This is a genomic window from Janthinobacterium sp. PSPC1-1, from assembly GCF_049897625.1.
Taxonomy (GTDB): domain Bacteria; phylum Pseudomonadota; class Gammaproteobacteria; order Burkholderiales; family Burkholderiaceae_D; genus Janthinobacterium; species Janthinobacterium tructae.
The window spans coordinates 350592-370728 of the sequence record NZ_JAFCWP010000006.1 but is presented as its reverse complement, the minus strand read 5'-3'; the positions used below and the strand labels follow the sequence as shown (position 1 = coordinate 370728).

12 protein-coding genes are annotated in these 20137 nt (G+C 65.1%); 3 read left to right on the top strand and 9 right to left on the bottom strand.

Annotated elements, in window-relative coordinates; all coding sequences use genetic code 11:
• Positions 1-106 precede the first annotated feature (106 nt).
• The 7 genes from clpB to ACP7EG_RS20475 form a co-directional block, all read right to left on the bottom strand.
• Positions 107-2713, bottom strand: a complete 2607-nt coding sequence (gene clpB / locus ACP7EG_RS20505; RefSeq protein ID WP_426089075.1) for an ATP-dependent chaperone ClpB — start codon at positions 2711-2713, stop codon at positions 107-109.
• Between the two features lie 121 nt (positions 2714-2834).
• Entirely contained in the window at positions 2835-3308 is a 474-nt protein-coding gene (gene moaE, locus ACP7EG_RS20500; RefSeq protein WP_116743876.1) for a molybdopterin synthase catalytic subunit MoaE, read from the bottom strand.
• On the bottom strand, positions 3305-5896 hold the full coding sequence (locus ACP7EG_RS20495) for a DUF349 domain-containing protein (protein ID WP_426089074.1): 2592 nt from the start codon (positions 5894-5896) through the stop codon (positions 3305-3307). The genes moaE and ACP7EG_RS20495 overlap by 4 nt, the downstream gene beginning before the upstream one ends.
• A 178-nt stretch (positions 5897-6074) precedes the next feature.
• Positions 6075-6689 carry a hypothetical protein gene (locus ACP7EG_RS20490; RefSeq protein WP_426089073.1) on the bottom strand — a complete coding sequence of 205 codons (615 nt, stop codon included), beginning with the start codon at positions 6687-6689 and terminating at the stop codon, positions 6075-6077.
• Between the two features lie 173 nt (positions 6690-6862).
• Complete coding sequence (locus ACP7EG_RS20485; protein ID WP_168208540.1) at positions 6863-9529, bottom strand: bifunctional acetate--CoA ligase family protein/GNAT family N-acetyltransferase; 2667 nt, start codon at positions 9527-9529, stop codon at positions 6863-6865.
• Positions 9530-9645: 116 nt separating this feature from the next.
• On the bottom strand, positions 9646-10638 hold the full coding sequence (locus ACP7EG_RS20480; protein ID WP_426089072.1) for a DUF2804 domain-containing protein: 993 nt from the start codon (positions 10636-10638) through the stop codon (positions 9646-9648).
• Positions 10635-11918 carry a winged helix-turn-helix domain-containing protein gene (locus tag ACP7EG_RS20475; protein ID WP_426089071.1) on the bottom strand — a complete coding sequence of 428 codons (1284 nt, stop codon included), beginning with the start codon at positions 11916-11918 and terminating at the stop codon, positions 10635-10637. Before ACP7EG_RS20475 ends, ACP7EG_RS20480 begins: the two co-directional genes overlap by 4 nt.
• 285 nt (positions 11919-12203) lie before the next feature.
• On the opposite strand from ACP7EG_RS20475, the gene ACP7EG_RS20470 reads away from it, so the two are divergent.
• Entirely contained in the window at positions 12204-14357 is a 2154-nt protein-coding gene (locus ACP7EG_RS20470) for a TonB-dependent receptor domain-containing protein (RefSeq protein WP_426089070.1), read from the top strand.
• Positions 14358-14386: 29 nt separating this feature from the next.
• Here ACP7EG_RS20470 and ACP7EG_RS20465 read toward each other — a convergent pair whose 3' ends face one another.
• Both ACP7EG_RS20465 and ACP7EG_RS20460 read right to left on the bottom strand, forming a co-directional pair.
• Positions 14387-15055: a response regulator gene (locus ACP7EG_RS20465; RefSeq protein ID WP_426089069.1), complete on the bottom strand. Its 669-nt coding sequence runs from the start codon at positions 15053-15055 to the stop codon at positions 14387-14389.
• Between the two features lie 20 nt (positions 15056-15075).
• Positions 15076-15447 (bottom strand): YajD family HNH nuclease, encoded by a 372-nt coding sequence (locus ACP7EG_RS20460; protein ID WP_010396763.1) that lies wholly within the window; start codon positions 15445-15447, stop codon positions 15076-15078.
• Positions 15448-15743: 296 nt separating this feature from the next.
• Here ACP7EG_RS20460 and ACP7EG_RS20455 point away from each other — a divergent pair, with 296 nt between their 5' ends.
• Together ACP7EG_RS20455 and ACP7EG_RS20450 are read left to right on the top strand one after the other, a co-directional pair.
• Entirely contained in the window at positions 15744-18764 is a 3021-nt protein-coding gene (locus ACP7EG_RS20455; protein ID WP_426089068.1) for a PAS domain-containing protein, read from the top strand.
• A gap of 142 nt (positions 18765-18906) precedes the next feature.
• A complete protein-coding gene (locus ACP7EG_RS20450; RefSeq protein WP_426089067.1) occupies positions 18907-20133 on the top strand; it encodes an exonuclease SbcCD subunit D C-terminal domain-containing protein in 1227 nt (408 codons plus the stop codon).
• Positions 20134-20137: the final 4 nt, after the last annotated feature.

Sequence of the window (20137 nt, the reverse complement as noted above, 5' to 3'; positions counted from 1 at the left end):
GTTAGCTTGCGCCAACACTCCACAGCATAAAACTGGGGTCAGACCCGGCGGGGGAAGCTACCCCAATGGGGGAGCTTCCAATCCCGCAGGGACTGACCTGCCAACATTACACCTTGTCCAGCCCCACTTGCGCACCCGAAAACACCAGGTTGCCGTTCTGGGCGTCGATGCGGATCTCGTCTTTCGGGCCGAACTTGCCTTCCAGGATCAGCTTCGACAGCGGATTTTCGATCTGCTGCTGGATCGCCCGCTTCAGCGGACGGGCGCCATACACCGGGTCGTAGCCCGCTTCGGCGATTTGCTGCAGTGCCGCGTCCGTCAAGCTCAGCTGCATGTCCATGCGCGCCAGGCGTTCTTCGAGAATCTTCAGCTGGATCTTCGCGATCGCGCCAATGTTTTTCTCGTCGAGGCCGTGGAACACGACGATTTCGTCGATGCGGTTGACGAATTCGGGACGGAAGTGCGAGCGCACCTCGGCCATCACGGCCAGCTTCACGACACCGGGGTCATCGCTTTCCATGGCCTGGATTTTATGCGAACCCAGGTTCGAGGTCATGATGATGACGGTGTTCTTGAAGTCCACCGTGCGGCCCTGGCCATCCGTCATGCGTCCATCGTCGAGCACTTGCAGCAGCACGTTGAAGACGTCGGCATGCGCCTTTTCCACTTCGTCGAGCAAAATCACGCTGTACGGCTTGCGGCGCACGGCTTCCGTCAGGTAGCCGCCCTCGTCGTAACCCACATAGCCGGGCGGCGCGCCGATCAGACGGGCCACGGAATGCTTCTCCATGAACTCGCTCATGTCGATGCGGATCATCGATTCTTCCGTATCGAACAGGAAGGTCGCCAGCGCCTTGCTCAGCTCTGTTTTACCGACGCCCGTCGGTCCCAGGAACATGAAGGAACCATATGGACGGTTCGGGTCGGAGAGGCCGGCGCGCGAGCGGCGGATGGCGTCAGCCACGGCCGTGATCGCTTCATCCTGGCCCACGACGCGCTCATGCAGCTTTTCTTCGATATGCAGCAGCTTGTCGCGCTCGCCCTGCATCATGCGCGACACGGGGATGCCCGTCGCGCGCGACACCACTTCGGCGATTTCCTCGGCGCCCACTTCCGTGCGCAGCAATTTCGGCTGGTCGGGATCGCGTTTCGGGATGCCGCTGTCAGCCTGCTTGAGCTGGGCTTCCAGCTGCGGCAGCTTGCCATACTGCAGCTCCGATACTTTCTGCCAGTTGCTTTCGCGCGTGGCCTGCTCCATCTGCAGCTTGACTTGCTCGATCTCTTCCTTGATGTGCGTGCTGCCTTGCACCACGGCTTTTTCCGCCTTCAGGATTTCCTCGAAGTCGTTGTATTCGCGTTGCAGCTTGACGATTTCCTCGTCGATCAGGGCCAGGCGGCGCAACGACGCCTCGTCTTTTTCCTTCTTGACGGCTTCCTTCTCGATCTTCAGCTGGATCAAGCGGCGTTCCAGCTTGTCCATCACTTCCGGCTTGGAGTCGATCTCGATCTTGATCTTCGCCGCCGCTTCATCGATCAGGTCGATCGCCTTGTCGGGCAGGAAACGGTCCGTGATGTAGCGGTGCGACAGCTCGGCAGCGGCGATGATGGCCGCGTCCGTGATCTCCACCTTGTGGTGCAGCGCGTACTTGTCCTGCAAGCCGCGCAGGATGGCGATGGTCGCCTCCACGGTCGGCTCGTCGACCAGCACTTTCTGGAAACGGCGTTCCAGCGCGGCATCCTTCTCGATGTACTTGCGGTACTCGTCAAGCGTGGTGGCGCCCACGCAGTGCAGTTCGCCGCGCGCCAGCGCCGGTTTCAGCATATTGCCCGCATCCATCGCGCCGTCGGCCTTGCCCGCGCCCACCATGGTGTGCATTTCGTCGATGAAGACGATGGTTTGCCCTTCATCCATGGCCAGTTCCTTCAGCACGGACTTCAGGCGCTCTTCGAACTCGCCGCGGAACTTGGCACCGGCAACCAGGGCGGCCATGTCCAGCGCCAGCACGCGCTTGCCTTTCAGGGACTCGGGCACTTCGCCGTTGACGATGCGCTGCGCCAGGCCTTCGACGATGGCCGTCTTGCCCACGCCCGGTTCGCCGATCAGCACGGGATTGTTCTTGCTGCGGCGCTGCAGGATCTGGATGGTACGGCGGATTTCATCGTCGCGGCCGATGACAGGGTCGAGCTTGCCCTTGCGTGCCCGCTCCGTCAGGTCCAAGGTGTATTTTTTCAAGGCTTCGCGCTGGCCTTCGGCCTCTTGCGAATCGACCTTGTTGCCGCCGCGCACGGCGTCGATGGCCGCTTCCAGGGCCTTGCGGGTCAGGCCGTTTTCGCGCGCCAGTTTGCCGCAATCGGACTTGTCGTCCGTCATGGCCAGCAAGACCATTTCGCTGGACACGAACTGGTCGCCCGCCTTTTGCGATTCCTTGTCGGCCAGGTTCAGCAAGGCCACGAATTCACGGCTGACCTGCACGTCGCCACCCGTGCCCGACACCTTCGGCAAGCGTTCGATCGAGGCGCCCAGGGCCTTGGACAGGCCGCCAACATTGACGCCGGCCCGCTGCAACAGCGAACGGGCGCCGCCGTCGTCCTGGTTCAACAGGGCCGTCAGCAGGTGGACTGGTTCAATATAGGGATTGTCGTTACCCACGGCCAAGCTTTGCGCATCGGCCAGGGCTTCCTGTAATTTGGTAGTGAGTTTGTCTTGTCGCATGAAAAGCGCTCCCGGTTAATTAGTTGTTAACCAAATTGGGGTGAGGCAGTACTTTTCAAGCATACACAAAACAGAAAACTGATGCATTCTTGCAAATGCTGGTGTGCGCGGCAGAAACGCCTCAAATGGCGGGTGCTTTTGCCGTCCATTTGTCCAGCGCCGTCTCGTCGCTGTCGCGCGCATCGACCCAGCGCGCGCCTTCCGGCGTGTCTTCCTTCTTCCAGAACGGCGCTTCCGTCTTCAGGTAGTCGATGATGAATTCGCAGGCGGCGAAAGCCTCGCCCCGGTGGGCGGACGAGACGGCCACCAGCACGATCTGCTCCTGCGGCAGCAAGGGACCCACACGGTGGATCACCAGTGCGCCAGACAGGGGCCAGCGGCCCCGCGCCTGCTCGACGATGGCTTCGATGGACTTTTCCGTCATGCCCGGATAGTGCTCGAGTTCCATGGCGGCCACGTCCAGCCCTTCGTTCATGTCGCGCACCGTGCCGACAAAGCCGACGACGGCGCCCACCTTGGGGTTGCCTGCACGCAATTGTGCGATTTCTTGACTCAAGTCAAAATCGGCTTGCTGGACACGGACGGAAGTGCTCATTTGGCATGGCCTCCGATACGGCGCAGCAAGGTTTCGATACGGCTGGCCGTACGCGCATCGGTGGCGGCGGCAATCGCGCACAGTTGCATCAGCTGCGACGCTTGCGTGAGCGGCTTCTGGCCCGATTTGAGCGACGATTGCAACACCTCCACCTGCATTTTCAGGCGGTCGCGGGCAAATTCGGCGCCGCTGTCGACGCCGGCGACGATTTCCAGGCGCAACACTTCATCGCGCAAGCGCTCCTGGTTGGCCTGCAATTGCTGCACGTAGGCGGCGTTGCCCTCGCCCAATGCCGCCTGGGCGGCGGCAAAGCGCTGCTGCAGGCTGCGTTCATATTGCGTGTCCAGCGCTGGCAAGGCGCTCCAGCGCTCGCTCCACGCTTGCGCGTCGGCGCCGGCATCGCCATCCGCCAGTGCGGTTTCCAGCGATTGCACCAGGCGCAGCTTGTCGCGCAGGGCGTTGGCCTGGGCCGCACCAGCGCGCTCGGCGATGGCATCCGCTTGCGCTTGCACGCCAGCCACAGCCGCCTGGTAACGCTGCTCGATCTTCGCTTCGCTGGCGCGCGGCACGGGGCCGGTGGCGTTCCAGGCGGCACGCGTGTCGCGCAGCAAGTGCTGGATGAAGGCGCTGCGCGCCTTGTCGTCGCCCTCGGGCACGACGGCCGTTTCCAGGCTGGCGCACAGCGCTTCGCGCGCATGCAGGTGTTCGCGGCGCTCGTGGTCGGCTGCGTGGGCCGTTTCCTTGCGCCTGGAGAAGATATCATCGCAGGCGGCGCGGAAGCGCTGCCACAGCGCCTGTTCCGCGCGGCGCTCCAGCGGCAGGGCTTTCGCCAGTTCCTGCCATTTGTCCTGCAAGGCTTTCAGCATGTCGACCGTGTTGCGCTCCGATGGTTTGAGCAAGCCCACTTCGACGATCAATTGTTCGCGCCGCGCCGTCTCGATCTGGCGCTGCGTGTCCAGCGGCTTCGACAAGGCGTCCAGCGCGGCGCCGAACTCCGTATCCAGGCGTTTCTTTTCCTTGCGGTCGATGGTGCCCAGGCGCGTCCACGCCTGGCGCAAACGCTGCGATGCGGAGGCGACGTGTTTCCAGTCGGTACTCTCTTCGGCCGCCAGGGCCGCCGTTTCCGCGATCAGTTCCTGGGCCTTGGCCGCATTGCCGTGGCGCTCTTCGGCCAGTTGCTTGAAATGCTGGGCCGCCGGCGCGTATGCCAGGCTGCAGGCGGCGTCGAAACGTTCCCACAGGGATTTCGGTGCCGGGCCGGACAAGGTATCGAGCGACTTCCAGCGCTCGCGCAGGCTGCCCACTTTCTTGGCCAGCTCGGCCATTGGCAGTTCCTGTGCCGGCAATTCCTCGCCCGCCTTGACCAGCTCCTCGCGCGACACGTTGCCGCCCCAGCGCGCCCAGTCGGCCAGGCGTTTGAATTCCCCGCGCACGTGGGCCAGGCGGTCCGCTTGCGCCGGCGTCAAACGGCCGTGCTTGCTATCGCGCAAAGTCTTGTCATGCTCGGAAGCCACGTGCAGCAAACCATCCTGCAGCGCCGCTTCCATGGCGTCGAGCACCTTGAAAAACTGCTCCGTCGCTTCTTTCGAGACGGGCGCGAGCTCCTGGCGCGGCTTGCGCAGTACAGGTACAGGTCCAGGCTCGGCATGGGCCGCTGCGGCCTCTGGCGCTGCCGTCTGCACGGGCGCCGGGGCGCTGGCCAGCAGGGCCGCAAATTGCTGCTGCAGGCTATCGGACAAACTGGATTCAGGCAGGCGCGGCAAGGCTTGCCACGCGCGTTTCAGGGCATCCATGTCGAGGGTGGCGGCGTCCTGCGCCTGCCATTCTGCCAGTGCGGCCTGGCGCGCGTCGAACACGGCCTGGTGCTGCTGCAGCGCTTGCAAGACGGACTGCGCCTGCTCGCGCGCCTGGACGAAATCGCTCTCCAGGTGCTTCGGCAAGGAGGCGCGCTCGGGCGATTGTGCATGCTGCGCATGTTCCGCATCCAGGCGGGCCAGCGCCTGCGCCAGTTCTCCGGCGGACTGGCCATTGCTGGCCAGCGCGCGCGCGGCGGCGACGGCGTCGATCACGGCGCGCTGCAACACCACTTGCGCTTCCAGGCGGGCGGCCAGCGCGGCACGCGCAGCGCTAAAGGCGCTCGCCAGTTCAGGTGTGGCCTTGATGACTTGCCATTGGCGGTCCAGCTCGGCTACCTGGTTGGGACTGAGCTTGTCATCGTTCAACAGGCGCTGGGCCGTGTCGATGCTGGCCTGGGCGCGCTGGGTTTCCGCCGCCTGGTGGCGGATCAGGTCGATGCGGCCCTGCATCAGCTTGGCGACGCGGCGGTCCGTATTGCGCATGGCCTGATGGACTTTTTCCAACAGGGGCAAGGCATGCACGTGTTCGGCGGCGATCAGGCGGGCATCGGCAAATTCGCTGGACACAATAAAATCGGCAGCGGCGGCTTCGTCGCCCGCCACGGCGTGGGCACGCGCAACCTGTTCGGCGCGGCGCGATGCGCTCTGCGCCGAGGCGGCGGCCTGCTCTGCCACGACAGGGTCTGGTGCGGAAGGCTTGCTGGCAGAACGCTTGAAAAGAAATTCGAACATGACGGGTTTCGCGTGGATCAAAACCACCATCATAACAAAGCCCGGGGTATTGCATCGGACAGGTCTGTACAAGTTACCAAATGACTAACACAAGATTTCTTCCTGGCTGGCGCCAGCGCAAAATCAGAGGCGCGCAGCCGGTGCAAACGGGCGGACGGGGTGGGCGCTCGCTACCCGCTCAAGCTTGCGCGCGCAGCGGCTGCTGCATGGCAGGCAAGGCCGCCAAGGCATCGTCCGCCGAGGTGCCGGCGCTTCCCGCGGTTTCAGCGGCGCCCGCAGGCGTGCCCGGTACGGGCAAAACAAAGGGCAGCACTTGCGCCTTGCCACGGCGCGCTTCCTGCGCGCGCGCATCGTGGGCGAGGAACTGATAGGCGATGGCAAACCACGCTTCACCCACGATGACCTTGCGGGCCAGCGCGAACAGTTCGCGCTCTTCTTTTTCCAGGCGCTGCAGCAAGGCCGCGCAAAAGGCGTCGATGGCCGCGCACAGCTGCTCGGCCTGCAATTCGGAATGGTCGATGGCGGCGCCCGCGCGCTGCTGCACCAGATTGATGCTTTCCAGCGCCACGTGGTTCAAGCCATTGAGCTCATTGAGCAAACCGTCGAGCGAGCCGTCGGCAGGCGGCGCGGCCTGGCGGATGGCGGGCACCAGATACATCTCCACCTTGCGCCAGTAGCCGCCCTGGTACAGCCGGTTCAGCCAGTCGCCCGTATACTGCAGTTGGGCCAGGCTCAGCCTGCTCTGCTGGCGCAACTGCACCTGCATGTATTTTTGAAATGCCAACAAACTCATGCGGATACTCGCCTGTTCTACCGACAGGGAAACCAATATATATGTTGCCGTAAGCATGCACTCACTCCCGAAAATGCGCTGGATGTCTGATCCCGGAAGTGAAAGTGTAAAGACTACCGACAGCGGTGGGTTTGATCCTGCACAAACCCGCGGCGGGCCAGCCGCGCTTTCTTTTACGGCGCGCGCAGGCCGATATGCAGGTTGACCACGCCCGGTTCTTCCGATGGCGTGACTTCGCCGCCAAAACTTTTCACCAGCCGCTGCATGCCCTTGTTGCGCGCCATCGCCTCGCCCACCAGCGCTTCCGTGCCGCGGCTGCGGAAGTAGTCGACCAGTTTTTCAAACAGGATATGGCCCAGGCCCTTGGCTTTCAGGGCCGAGCGCACGGCGATGGCGAAATCGGCGTGGATATTGTCCGGATCGGCCACGGCGCGCACCACGCCCAGGGTTTCCGGCTTGCCGTCCGGGCCCGTGTGCGTGGCGATGAAGGCCATGGCGCGGTCATAATCGATCTGCGTCAGGCGCGCCAGCTGCGACACGGGCAGCTCGCGCATGGAGGTAAAGAAGCGCAGGCGCACGTCGTCCGGATCCAGCGCATTGAACAGGTCCATGTGCTGCGGCGCGTCTTCCGGGCGGATGGGGCGCAGCAAAATGGATTGCCCCATCCACGTCACCTGCTCTTCCAGCTCCTGCGGGTACGGGCGGATGGCCAGGCGGTCGCTCTTCTGGCCCGGTTGCAAACGGATGCGCGCGTCGAGGGCGATCACGCCGTCCGCGTCGGCCACCAGCGGGTTGATGTCGAGTTCGGCCAGCTCGCCGATATCGGCCACCAGCTCGGCCACCTGGATCAGGGTGTAGCAGATGGCGTCGATGTCGGCTGGCGGCTGGTTGCGGTAGCCGGCCAGCAGTTTCGACACGCGCGTTCGCGCCAGCATGTCGCGCGCCAGCACCATGTTCAGCGGCGGCAGGCCGATGGAATGGTCGGCCGTCACTTCCACGGCGATGCCGCCCTGCCCCACCAGGATGACGGGGCCGAAGGCGGCGTCCGTGGTGACGCCGACGATCAGTTCATGCGATTGCGGCCGGCGCGCCATCTGCTGCACCGTAAAGCCGTCGATCAGCGCGTCGGGGCGCATGCGGCGCACGCGCTTGAGCATGGCGGCAGCGGCCGCGCGCAGGATGTCGGGCGTGTCGAGGTCGAGCGCCACGCCGCCCACGTCGGATTTGTGGGCGATGTCGGGCGAATGGATTTTCAGCGCCACCGGGTAGCCGATGTCCGTCGCCACGGCCAGCGCCTCTTCCACGTCGGCCGCCATGCGCGTAATCGCCACCGGAATGCCGTAGGCGGCCAGGATTTCCTTCGAGCGGCACTCGCCCAGCACCGTCTGGCCGGCCGCCAGCGCGGCGGCGACGATTTCGCGCACGCGCGCGCGGCGCGGCGTGGCCGACATGGGCAGCTGCGCCGGCACTTGCATCAGGGTTTCCTGGTTGCGCCGGTACTGCACGATCTGCATGAAGCCATGCACGGCCTTTTCCGGCGTATCGTAGGTGGGAATGCCGGCGCGGTTGAAGACCTGGCGCGCGGGTGCCACGGTGGTGCCGCCAAGCAGGCACGACAGCACCGTGCGCGAAGTGGCCTTGATCAGCGGCGTGACGGCTTCGGCGATGTCGATCGACGAGACCATGGCCGTGGGCGCGTGCAGCAGCAGCAAGGCGTCCGCCTGCGGCTCGTCGAGCAGCGGCTTGATGGCGTCGACATAGCGCTGCACGGGCGCGTCGCCGGGCAAGCCGACGGGGTTGTCGTGCGACCAGCCGCGTGGCAGCGCCTTTTCCAGCGCGATCACGGTATCGGGCGACAGCTCGGCCAGCTTGCCGCCGCTGCCCACCAGCGCATCGGTGGCCATCACGCCCAGACCGCCGCCATTGCATAAAATCGCCAGGCGCTCGCCGCGCTGCGAACGGATATGCGTGAGCGTTTCCACGGCGTCGAACAGTTCTTCAGCCGAATACACGCGCAGCATGCCGGCGCGGCGGATGGCCGCGTCATACACGGCGTCGGAGCCGGCCAGCGCGCCCGTGTGCCAGGCCGCCACGGCGGCGCCTTCCGCCTCGCGTCCCGCCTTCAGGACGATGACGGGCTTGCTGCGCGCTGCCGCCCGCGCCGCCGACATGAATTTGCGCGCCGCCTGGATGTCTTCCATGTACAGCAGGATGGCGGCCGTGTCGATGTCGCCGGCCAGGTAGTCGAGCAGGTCGCCGAAATCGATGTCATAGCTGCCACCGAGCGAAATGAACTTGGAAAAGCCCACGCCGTGCGCGTTGGCCCAATCGAGCACGCCCGACACCAGCGCGCCCGATTGCGACACGAAGGCGATCTTGCCGCTGGTCGCACCCAGGTGGGCGAAGCTGGCGTTCAAGCCCAGTTTCGGCACCAGCAAGCCCATGCTGTTGGGGCCGAGGATGCGCAGCAGATGCGGCTTGGCCGCTTTCAGCATGGCCAGGCGCAGCGACTGCTCGCGCACCGGATCGAGGCCGGACGTCATGACGATCGCGGCGCGCGTGCCCAGCGCGCCCAGGTCGCGGATCAGCGCCGTGATGGTGGCGGGCGGCGTGCAGATGATGGCCAGGTCCGGCGCCTTGGGCAACTGGGACAGCTTGCGGTAGCATTTCAGGCCCATCAGCTCGTCGTACTTGGGATTGACGGGCCAAATGTCCCCTTGATAGCCGCCTCCCAGCAGATTGGCCAGCGCGATGGCGCCCAGCTTGTGGTCGCGCGCCGTGGCGCCGATCAGGGCCACCGAGGCCGGCTTGAACAACTTGTCGAGATTACGGATACTCATGTTCTGGCCTCATGGATTGCCGGAGCGGGATTGCCGGAGTGGCTGCGCCAGTGTATAGGATGCGCTGTCAAAAAAACTTGACCTTGTGGCGCGTTTCGCAAAAAAACCGCGCGCGCCTACCAGCGCGAGCGGTGGCTTTCCGTCACGCCCGCCAGCTGCGCCACGATGCGCTTGGGAGATTGCGCGCTGGTGCGTACCCAGCCGCTGAAAGTGCCGATGGGCTGGATGTAGCGGCTGGCGGCGATCCCCAGGTTTTTGTCTTCGCGCCGCGCCCCTTCCGGCTTGAAATGCAGGTCCAGCAGATCGTCGTCCGTCCACACGTGCCATGGCGCCAGCGGATTGTCGGGATTGAAGTCGAAATGCGCGCGGCCCAGCGCATACAGCTGGCCATCGAGCCACAGCGCGTTTTCATGCGCGCCGAAATAGCCGGCCTGCAGGTTGAAACCCAGGTCCAGGCTGTGCGCCGAGGCCCAGCGCCATTCCGTCTCGCGCGCCAGCAAGCCGTTCGAATAGTCGAAGCTGGCCACGCCGTCGTCCAAGCTGTAGCCCATGGCACCGCAGCGCACCGTGCCCCACAAGGGCAGGCCGCCCGACTTTTGCGTCGCATGCACGCTGCCGCCTTCGGCCACCGGCCCGATCGCCAGCAGGGTCGGCGCCACGGGCGGGCCGAATTCCGCATCGATGCCGAAATGGCCGCAATCGAGCCGCAAACGGTAGCGCTGCTGCGGCTGCGCCTCGATGGAGATCAGGTGCGAGAGGAAGCGGAAACGGCTGCTGGCAGCGGCGTGCGGCGCCACCGATGCGCACAGGCCGGGGATGCCATCCTGCGAAAAGCTGGCCACGATCTTGCCCTTGTGGCGGTCGAAGGCATACGCGAACGCCGTGCTGGTCCAGCCCAGATCGACGATGGCCACGCCGCAGAACAGGGTGGGCGTGGACAGGGCCACGTAATGCCAGCGCTTGTGGTGAAACAGGCGCCAGAGGGCGCCGCGCGCGTGCGGCGGCGCCAGCGCGGCCCAGTCGAAGGCGTTCAATTGCCCCGTGTAGCGGCCAAAGCATGGAACTCCATTCGCGTCGAGCAGTTCGGGTGGGGCCGGTGGCAGCATCATGCGGCCCGCCTTGCGGCAGCGCCGCCGTCGTGCAGCGCCTCAGCCAGCAGCGCACCGAAGGCTGCCGGCTGCGCTTGCGCAATATCAATCGCGGGACAGGCATGCCAGAGCGCCAGGCGCTGCACGGCGCCGACCACGTCCTGCACCAGGCGGGCACTAAGGCGCACGCCGTCTTCCAGCGCCAGCGACTTGATCTCGAAGCGCCCCTGCGCGCGGTGCGCCTTGGCGTCCAGGCGCCCCACCAGCGCGCCGCGCCGCAAAATCGGTAACGTAAAATAGCCATAGCGGCGCTTCTCGGCCGGCGTATAGCATTCGAGCCGGTAGTCAAAGCCGAACAGTTCCAGCGCACGGCGCCGGTCCCACACGACGGGATCGAACGGCGATAAAATCGTCGTCAGGGTGGGCGCCAGCTTGCCGGCGGTGGCATTGCGCGCCAGCTCCGCGTGATCCGCATGCACGTACACGGCATCATCCCAGCCGGCCACCGCGCAGCGCAGCAGCGCGCCCTCGTCCACCAGCGCCTGCAGATCGTGCGCCAGGCTGGCACGCGCTTGCTTCGTGCGGAAGTAGTCGCTGATCCAGCTGGCCCGCGCCAGGCCCAGCGCCTTCACGCTGGCCAGCAGCAGGTGGCGCCGCACCTGCTCTTCAGGCGGCAGCAAGCCATCGTGCCAGCCGGGCAGCACGCGCTCGGCGAGGTCGTAATAGCGCTGGAACTGATGGCGCTTGGCGATCATCAGCACGCCCGACGTAAACAGCACTTCGAGCGAGCGCTTTTCCGGCTTCCAGCTCCACCAGCCGCCCACCTTGCCGTCCGTGCGTTCGAAGTCCGCCGAGCGCGCGGCGCCGTTGGCGCGGATGTGCTCCAGCACGGCGGCCACAGCGTCGCCCTGCTCGGCCATCCATTTGACTGAATACTTCCAGCCCATGGCGGCCGGGTCCAGCATGCGGTGGCGGTACAAACCATAGTCTTCGATGGGCACGAAGCACGCTTCATGCGCCCAGTATTCGAACAGCGCGCCCTCGGCCAGCAATTGCTCCAGCCACGGCTGCGGATAATCGCCCAGCCGGCTCCACAGCACCAGATACGGGCTGCGCGCCACCACGTGGATGGTGTCGATCTGCAGCACGCCCATCTGCCGCACGGCGGCCAGCACGTCGGCCTTCACGGCCTTCTTGCGGCGCGCTTGCAGCAAGCCTTGCGCGGCCAGGTGCAAGGCGCGCGCGGCGGCCAGCGATAACGGGGGGAGGTCGGAAGAAATGGGCGGGTGTGGGCTAGGCATAGCTGAAAGATACCGCATTCCGCGTGACACTTGCACGTTTTATCGCTATCGGCTTGCCCGGCAATGCACGCAGCCCAGGCGCACGACGCCGCAGCCGACGACAAGCAAGCGCGGCGCATTCCCGGCCAGCTTGTTAAGAATCTCTTAAGAACTTCTGCGCATGATCCGAAACGACATATTTTTTGGGAAGCCATGCCCGTAATTGTTAATGATTCTTATTACTGTCATGATTCCCATTCCCCAAACAAACCAGACCAATAACTAATTCACCCTCCAGGAGTTTGCATGTCCAACCGCACCCGCCGCGCGCACCTGCCGCGTCCCACCACCCTGGCCCTGGCCATGGCCGCCCTGTCCTGCCTGCCGGTCTACGCCCAGACGGGCACGCCAGCCAGCATGCCCGAAGTGGTGGTCTCCGCCTCCGGTTTCGAGCAGGATATCAAGCAGGCGCCGGCTTCTATTACCGTGCTGACGCGTGAAGAACTGTCGAAGGAGCGCTTCGGCAACCTGACGCAGGCGCTGGAAAGCGTGGAGGGCATCGACGTGGGCGCGGCGGGCGACAAGACGGGCGGCATGAACATCAGCATCCGCGGCATGCCCAGCGACTACACGCTGGTGCTGATCGACGGACGGCGCCAGAATGCGGCCGGCAACGTCACGCCGAACGGCTTCGGCGGCACGCAAACGAGCTTCATGCCGCCGCTGGCCGCCATCGAGCGCATCGAGATCATCCGCGGCCCCATGTCGACCCTGTACGGCTCGGACGCCATGGGCGGCGTGATCAACATCATCACGCGCAAGGTGGGCAAGCAATGGATGGGCTCCGTCTCGGCCGACTACACCTTGCAGCAAGAATCGGACTTTGGCGACGTGAAAAACGGTCGCTTCTACCTGAGCGGCCCCATCGCCACCGACCTGCTGGGCCTGTCCCTGCGCGGTAGCAAGCAGCGCCGCGATGCGGCCGACATCCGCTACGACGGCGCGGATGGTCCGGGAACCGCGCCGAACATGGGCGCCAACCCCGTGCGTGCGGACATTGAAAACTTTGGCGCGCGCCTGGCCTACACGCCGAACCGCTACCACACCGTGACGCTGGATGCCGACGCGGGCCGCCAGACCTACGACAATTCGAACGGCCAACTGGGCACCCAATCGGTGCAGGGCGGCTACGGCCCGGAACAGAAATACAAGCGCGACCAGTGGACCCTGTCGCACACGGGCCGCTTCGGCTTCGGCACGCTCGACAGCAGCTACATGGTGAACAAGACGGAAACCCTGGGCCGCACGATTCCGCCGGGCACGCCGGGCGCCGTCGCCGGCAGCGCGCGCACCTTGGAAGTGGAAAGCCAGGTATTTGACACCAAATTGGTCATGCCATTGGGCAAACACATGGCCACCGTCGGTGCGCAATGGTGGAAAGCGGAAATGACGGATGGCGTGGCGCCAAAGAAATTCGAATTCACGCAAAAAGCCCTGTTCGTGGAAGACGAATGGCAGGTGCTGGAGCATCTTGCCCTGACCTTCGGCGCCCGCTACGACGATCACAGCATCTTCGGCGGCCAGACCAGCCCCCGCGCGTATGCCGTGTGGAACGCGACGCCGAGCTGGACCGTCAAGGGCGGCGTCAGCAAAGGCTACAAGACGCCGCGCGTGGAACAACTGTCGCCTGGCATCAACGGTTTCGGCGGCCAGGGCACGATTCCCCTCGTCGGCAGCCCGGACCTGAAGCCGGAGACGAGCACGACGACGGAAATCGGCGCCTACTTCGACAACCTGGCCGGCTGGACGGCCAGCGGCTCCCTGTTCAACAACGAATTCAAGGACAAGATCACGACGGACACGGGTCTCGTCAACTGCGATTACCGTCCCTCGCCGAACCGTCCCGGCTGCGTCAGCTTCGGCAACTGGCCCAACGTCGATGCGTTTGGCCAGTCGGTCAACGTGGATGAGGCCGTCACGCGCGGCGTCGAGCTGAACACCCGTTTCCCCCTGGGCAAGACCTTGTCGGTCAGCGCCAACTACACCTACACGGAAAGCGAACAGAAGAGCGGCAGCAACGCCGGCAAGCCGCTGAGCGACACGCCCAAGCACGCCGTCAACGCGCGCCTGTCGTGGGATATCTCGCGCGCATGGAACGGCTGGCTGCGCGCCGAGTACCGCAGCGAGCGCTTCCGCGATCCGGGCACCTCGGCTTCCACGCGCGCCGCCAAGGCCGCGCTGGGCGACTACAAGGGCTACACCATGCTGCACCTGGGCACCAGCTATCAGCTGAACCAGCGCGTGACCCTGAACGCGGCCGTGTACAACTTGCTCAACAAGGACTTCATCGACTACCAGCCGTACCGTGGTTCATCGGCGCCGAAGTTGACCTACGCCAACCGCTATGTCAACAGCCTGGACGGACGCCGTCTGTGGCTGTCGGCGACTGTCGATTTCTGATCAAGCGGGCGGCCTGCGGGCCGCCTTCGTCAATCCACCTTGGGCTTGTCGATGCAATAACCGATCGCATGCACCGTGCGTATCAAGTCCCGCCCCAGCTTCTTGCGCAGGTGGTGGATGTGTACTTGCACGGCATTGCTCTCCACTTCATCACCCCAGCTGTACAGGTTTTTCTCCAGCTGTTCCCGGCTCAGCACCCGGCCACCGTGCTCCAGCAGCAATTGCAGGATGCGGAACTCCTTGACCGTCAAGGTCACGGGCAATCCCCCTTGCGTCACCTGCCGGTCGGCGATATCGAGCACCAGCTCGCCATGCACGAGGTGCTCGCGCAGGCGGCCGGCGGCGCGGCGGCAGGCGCTGCGGATGCGCGCGGCCAGCTCGTCGAGGTCGAACGGTTTCACGATGAAGTCGTCGGCGCCCGCGTCCAGCCCGGCGATGCGCTCGCCCACCGTGTCGCGCGCCGTGACGATCAGCACGGCGCCGCTGTAGCCATTGTCGCGCAGCATGCCCAGCGCCTGCATGCCGTCCTGCCCCGGCAAGCCCAGGTCGAGCAGGATGCAGCCATAGTCGTGCAGGCGCACGGCCGTATGCGCGTGTTCAGCGCTCGTGACCCAGTCGACGGCATGGCCGCCCTGTTCCAGGCCGATCTGCGTGGCGCGGCCCAGTTGCGGGTCGTCTTCGGTCAGCAGGATACGCATGGGGAAGCGGCGCGGCCCACTCAGTCCTTCTTCTTGATCAGGCCGGCCAGCGCGGCGAAGGGATTGTGCGTGGCGGGCGCCACCTCGGCCGACAGCAGGCCTGCGCCACGGTCCGCTTCCAGGTAGCGCGAGTGCTCATTGTCGTGGCAATACAAGCACAGCAATTCCCAGTTACTGCCGTCCGGCGGATTGTTGTCGTGGTTATGGTCGCGGTGGTGCACCGTCAGTTGCTGCACATTGGCACGCGTGAATTCGCGCGTGCAGCGGCCGCATACCCATGGATACATCTTCAGCGAGCGCTCGCGGTAGCCGCTCTCGCGCTGGTCGGCGGCGCGGCGCGCTTCGGCCACGATCTTGTCCAGTCTTGCCGCGTCGGGCTTTTTACTCTGCATGACAACTTTCGATATGGGAGGATGAAGTCACCATTTTAATGACGATGTAGGTCGAATTGTACTTTTTCTGCCACTTCCCATGCCCGTGCCACCACTGCGGCGCTCTTTTTAGCATGCGCAGCGCCACGCATATTTGATTTAACGCAGAATTAACGCAGAATAGGACCAGCGACAGACTACGAACGGACGATGAGGACAGCAACAGGGCGCAGCGCAAGCAGGTCGAATCGGCTATCATGCGCGCCACGCCGCTCCTCCACGTTCCCCTTTTCCATGACTCTAGCCTGCAAGCGCCCGTGATAGCGATAACAAGACCCCTGCAACGCCTTGCCCGCCGCCTGTACCGTCTCAGCCTGGTGCCCCTGTTCGCGCTCATCTTGCTGCTGGCGCTGTGGGCGGCCGTCTTTTACCAGATGGGCCAGGAGCGCGCCAGCGCCGTGCGCGACGCCGTGGCCGTCAGTCAGTCGCTGGCGCGCACCCTGGCTGACCATACCAGTTTCACCCTGCGCCAGACCGATCACGCCACGCAATTGTTCAAGCTCAAATACGAGGAAACGGAGGGCGGCCTGCGCCTGAATGAATTCACGCGCCGCCAGGGTCTGCTCGACAGCGTGCTGCCGTCGAAGCTGGCCTTGCCGATCGCCCTCATCGACGCGCATGGCAATGTGATCGACAGCGCCAATGCGTATTGGCCGGAGAACCTGGCCAGCCAGGCATTTTTCAGGGCGCTGGCCGCCAATGCATCCGACACGGCCATGGTCGATACGCCCATGCTCGACGCGGCCAGCAAGCACTGGACCATCCGCCTGGCGCGCCGCCTGAACGATGCCCAGGGCCGCTTTGCCGGCGCCATCATCATCCACGTCGACCCGACCTATTTTGTCGACGATTACGACCGCCTGGACCTCGATGAACAGGGCGCGCTGATGCTGGTGGCGCGCGACAGCGGCCTGACGGTGGGGCGCATCGGCGAACAGCGCATCCTCAGCGACCGCATCGACTTCCGCATGCCGGGACCACCACAACACGCGCCCGAAGAACTGCTGATCGAGCCACCCGTCGACGCGACGGCGCGCATCTACAGCTACCGCGAACTGCCGCGTTACCCGCTGCTGGCCGTGGTAGGCGTCAGCCGCGCCGTCGCCCTGGCACGCTTCGAACAGCGCCGCCTGACGTATGTCGGCGCGCTGCTCGCCGCCAGCGTGCTCATTGCCGGCTTTACGGGCCTGCTGATGCGCCAGAGTGCGCGCCTGCGCCGCAGCATCCGCCAGGCCAAGGAAACGCAGGCCCTGTTGCGCGCGGCGCACCAGGGCAGCCTCGATGCCGTGCTGCTGCTGAAGGCCTGGCGCCCCGCGCCGGGCAAGCCGGTGGAAGACTTCATCTTCGCCGACGTCAACGAGCGGGCCGCCGACATGCTGGGCAAGCCACGCTCCGAACTGCTGGGCCAGCGCGTGCTGCCGCAGGTGCCGCTGCTGCGCGGCGAGCGTTTTTTCAAGCGCTTCGTGCTGGTGATGGAAACGGGCCAGCCGCTGGAAGATGAATTCGAGCTGACGCTGGCCTCGGGCGGCACGCGCTGGCTGCGCCACCAGGTGGTGCCGATCGCCGATGGCGTGGCCGTCACCTCGCGCGACATCAGCGCGCGCAAGCACGACGAACTGGCGTTGCAGGATAACCGCAGCTTCCTGCAGTCGCTGATCGACCATTTGCCGGTGCTGGTCTACGTGAAAAGCGCGCGTCCCGAAAACTTCGGCCAGATGGAAGTGTGGAACAAGGCGGCCGAGGACATCACCGGCCACCTGGCCGCCGACGTCATCGGCAAGACCGATTGCCAGGCCTTTCCGCCCGGCTTCGGCCTGCACGATGCCGAGGACGACCGCGCCATCCTGGCCGAGCGCGGCGTCATCGACCATACGGAAAAGCCCCTGCGCCTGCGCGATGGCAGCCTGCGCTACCTACGCGCCGTTTCCGTGCCCGTGTTCGACGAGCGCCAGCAGATCGAACATATCCTGTGCATCGCCGAGGATGTCTCGCAGCGCCGCCAGCAGGAACTGGAACTGCGCCAGAAACAGGCGGAGCTGGCCGCCGTCAACGACGCCTCGCCACTCGGGCTGGTGCGCCTGGACCGCCAGCGCCGCTGCACCTACGTCAACCGCACCTTCGAATCGATCACGGGCCTGCCGCGCGCCGCCGCCCTGGGCGCCGGCTGGACCAGCGCCCTGCACCCGGACGACTATCCGCTGATGCACGTGGCGCTGGAACAGCTCAAGCGCAGCCACGCGCCTTTCCAGTCCACCTTGCGCTGCCTGCAACCCGACGGCAGGCTGGTCTGGGTCTCCGTCAAAATTGCCCCCATCCTCATCGACGGCCAGATCGATGGCTACGTGGGCAGCCTGGACGACATCACCACCTTGCGCGAATCGGAAGTGGCGCTGCTGGAGAGCGAAGCGCGCCTGCGCACCATCGCCGACACCTTGCCGGCCATGATCGCCTACATCGACGCCGACCAGGTCTACCGCTTCCTGAACATCGCCTATGAGCGCGAATTCGGCCTGACGGGTCGGCAAGCGCTGGGCTGCAGCGTGCGCGAAACCGTCGGCGAGGCGCGCTACCGCACGGTGGCGCCGTATATCGAGCGCGTGCTGGCGGGTGAAACCCTGAGTTTTGAAGAGGACGATGAAAAAGAAGGCATCGAGCGCTGCCTGGAAGTGATCTACATTCCGCAGATCGGCGAAGACAAGCTGCAGGTGGCGGGTTTTCACGTGATGCGCCAGGATATCACCGTGCAAAAGCGCGAAAAACAGCGCTTGCTGCAGCTGGCCCAGGTCGATGTGCTGACCGGCTTGTCGAACCGTGCCGGCTTCCAGCAAAAACTCAGCGACGCCATGCACGCCAGTCGCCAGCAACAGCACCTGATGGCCGTCATGTACATGGATATCGACCGCTTCAAGCCCGTCAACGACACACATGGCCACGGCACCGGCGACGCCCTGCTGCGCGCCTTCGCCCAGCGCCTGACGCAGACCATGCGCGTCACCGACATCATCGCCCGCCTGGGCGGCGACGAATTCACCATCATCATGGAACAGATCGCCCGGCCCGAGGACGCGGCCGCGCTGGCGGAAAAGATCGTCACCGCCATGCAGCAACCGTTCGAACTCGATGGCATCAGCGTGCGCATTTCCGCCAGCATCGGCCTGGCCTTCTACCGCGACGAAGACATCCCCCCTGCCGTGCTGCTGCAGCGCGCCGACGTGCTGCTGTACCAGGCCAAGCAGGATGGACGTAACACGTACAGAGCCGGCGCATTGACGGCTTGATGGTTTAGGGCAAGCCCAACTGAAGGCTGGGGTCAGTCGCTTCGCGATCGGCAAGTTCCCTACCAGGAAACCTGCCCCCAACGGGTCTGACCCCGATCATTCCTGCTATATTGGCGCCTGTCTTCCCTACCCTTGCCCCACCATGCGCCTGCTGCACACTTCCGACTGGCATCTGGGCCAGACCCTGCACAACTATGAACGGGGCTACGAACACCAGCGCTTCCTCGACTGGCTGCTCGACACGCTCGTGGCCGAACGCGTCGACGTGCTGCTGGTGGCAGGCGACGTGTTTGACAATGCCAACCCGTCGGCCGCCTCGCAAAAGCAGCTGTACGTGTTCCTGCAGCAGGCGCGCGCGCGCCTGCCCGCGCTGCAGCTGATCGTCGTCGCCGGCAACCACGATTCGGCCGGACGGCTGGAAGCGCCCGGCCCCCTGCTGGCCGCGCACGGCACGCACGTCATCGGCCATTTGCTGCGCGGCGAGGATGGCGACATCGACCTGGAGCGCCTGCTGCTGCCACTGTCGGGCGCCGATGGGCAGGTGCAGGCCTGGTGCCTGGCCGTGCCCTTTTTGCGCCCCGGCGACGTGCCGAAGCTGCCCGCCGGCGACACCCAGGATGCCTACCTGGGCGGCATCGCCCTGCTGTACCGTCAATTGACGGACCTGGCGCTGGCGCGCCGCCAGCCGGGGCAAGCCATCCTTGCCATGGGCCACTGCCACATGGTGGGCGGCGAAATGTCGAACGATTCTGAACGCCGCATCGTCATCGGCGGCACCGAGATGCTGCCGTCGGGGATTTTTGATACGTCCATCGCGTATGCGGCGCTGGGCCATTTGCACAAGGCGCAGGCCGTCGGCGGCCAGGAACATATCCGCTACTGCGGCAGCCCGATCCCCCTGTCGTTTGCCGAAGTGAACTACCGCCACCAGGTGCTGTGCCTCGATATCGACGGCGAAACGCTGCAGTCGGTGCGCGCCATCGAGGTACCGCGCGCCGTGCCCCTCTTGCGCGTGCCCGCCACACCGGCGCCGATAGCCGAAGTGCTGGCGCAGCTGGCGGCCCTCGACGTGCCTGACGCACCGGCCGAAGCGCAACCGTTCCTGGAAGTGCGCGTGCGCCTCGATGCGCCCGAGCCGGGCCTGCGCACGCGCATCGAAACGGCGCTCGATGGCAAGCCGGTACGCCTGGCAAAGATCGAAACGTCGAGCGCCGCGCGTAGCAGCACTCCCGAGAACATGACGCTCGACCAATTGGGCCAGCTGCAGCCCGACGACATCTTCCGCCGCCTGTATCAGCAAAAATACGCCAAGGAAGCGCCACCCGAACTCCTCTCGGCGCTGGCCGAACTGCTGCTGCCCGGCGCCTGACTGC

Bases quoted from the DNA above. Each gene is read 5' to 3' on its own strand.
- clpB (WP_426089075.1), bottom strand. From the start codon at position 2,713: ATGCGACAAGACAAACTCACTACCAAATTACAGGAAGCCCTGGCCGAT.
- moaE (WP_116743876.1), bottom strand. From the start codon at position 3,308: ATGAGCACTTCCGTCCGTGTCCAGCAAGCCGATTTTGACTTGAGTCAA.
- ACP7EG_RS20495 (WP_426089074.1), bottom strand. From the start codon at position 5,896: ATGTTCGAATTTCTTTTCAAGCGTTCTGCCAGCAAGCCTTCCGCACCA.
- ACP7EG_RS20490 (WP_426089073.1), bottom strand. From the start codon at position 6,689: ATGAGTTTGTTGGCATTTCAAAAATACATGCAGGTGCAGTTGCGCCAG.
- ACP7EG_RS20485 (WP_168208540.1), bottom strand. From the start codon at position 9,529: ATGAGTATCCGTAATCTCGACAAGTTGTTCAAGCCGGCCTCGGTGGCC.
- ACP7EG_RS20480 (WP_426089072.1), bottom strand. From the start codon at position 10,638: ATGATGCTGCCACCGGCCCCACCCGAACTGCTCGACGCGAATGGAGTT.
- ACP7EG_RS20475 (WP_426089071.1), bottom strand. From the start codon at position 11,918: ATGCCTAGCCCACACCCGCCCATTTCTTCCGACCTCCCCCCGTTATCG.
- ACP7EG_RS20470 (WP_426089070.1), top strand. From the start codon at position 12,204: ATGTCCAACCGCACCCGCCGCGCGCACCTGCCGCGTCCCACCACCCTG.
- ACP7EG_RS20465 (WP_426089069.1), bottom strand. From the start codon at position 15,055: ATGCGTATCCTGCTGACCGAAGACGACCCGCAACTGGGCCGCGCCACG.
- ACP7EG_RS20460 (WP_010396763.1), bottom strand. From the start codon at position 15,447: ATGCAGAGTAAAAAGCCCGACGCGGCAAGACTGGACAAGATCGTGGCC.
- ACP7EG_RS20450 (WP_426089067.1), top strand. From the start codon at position 18,907: ATGCGCCTGCTGCACACTTCCGACTGGCATCTGGGCCAGACCCTGCAC.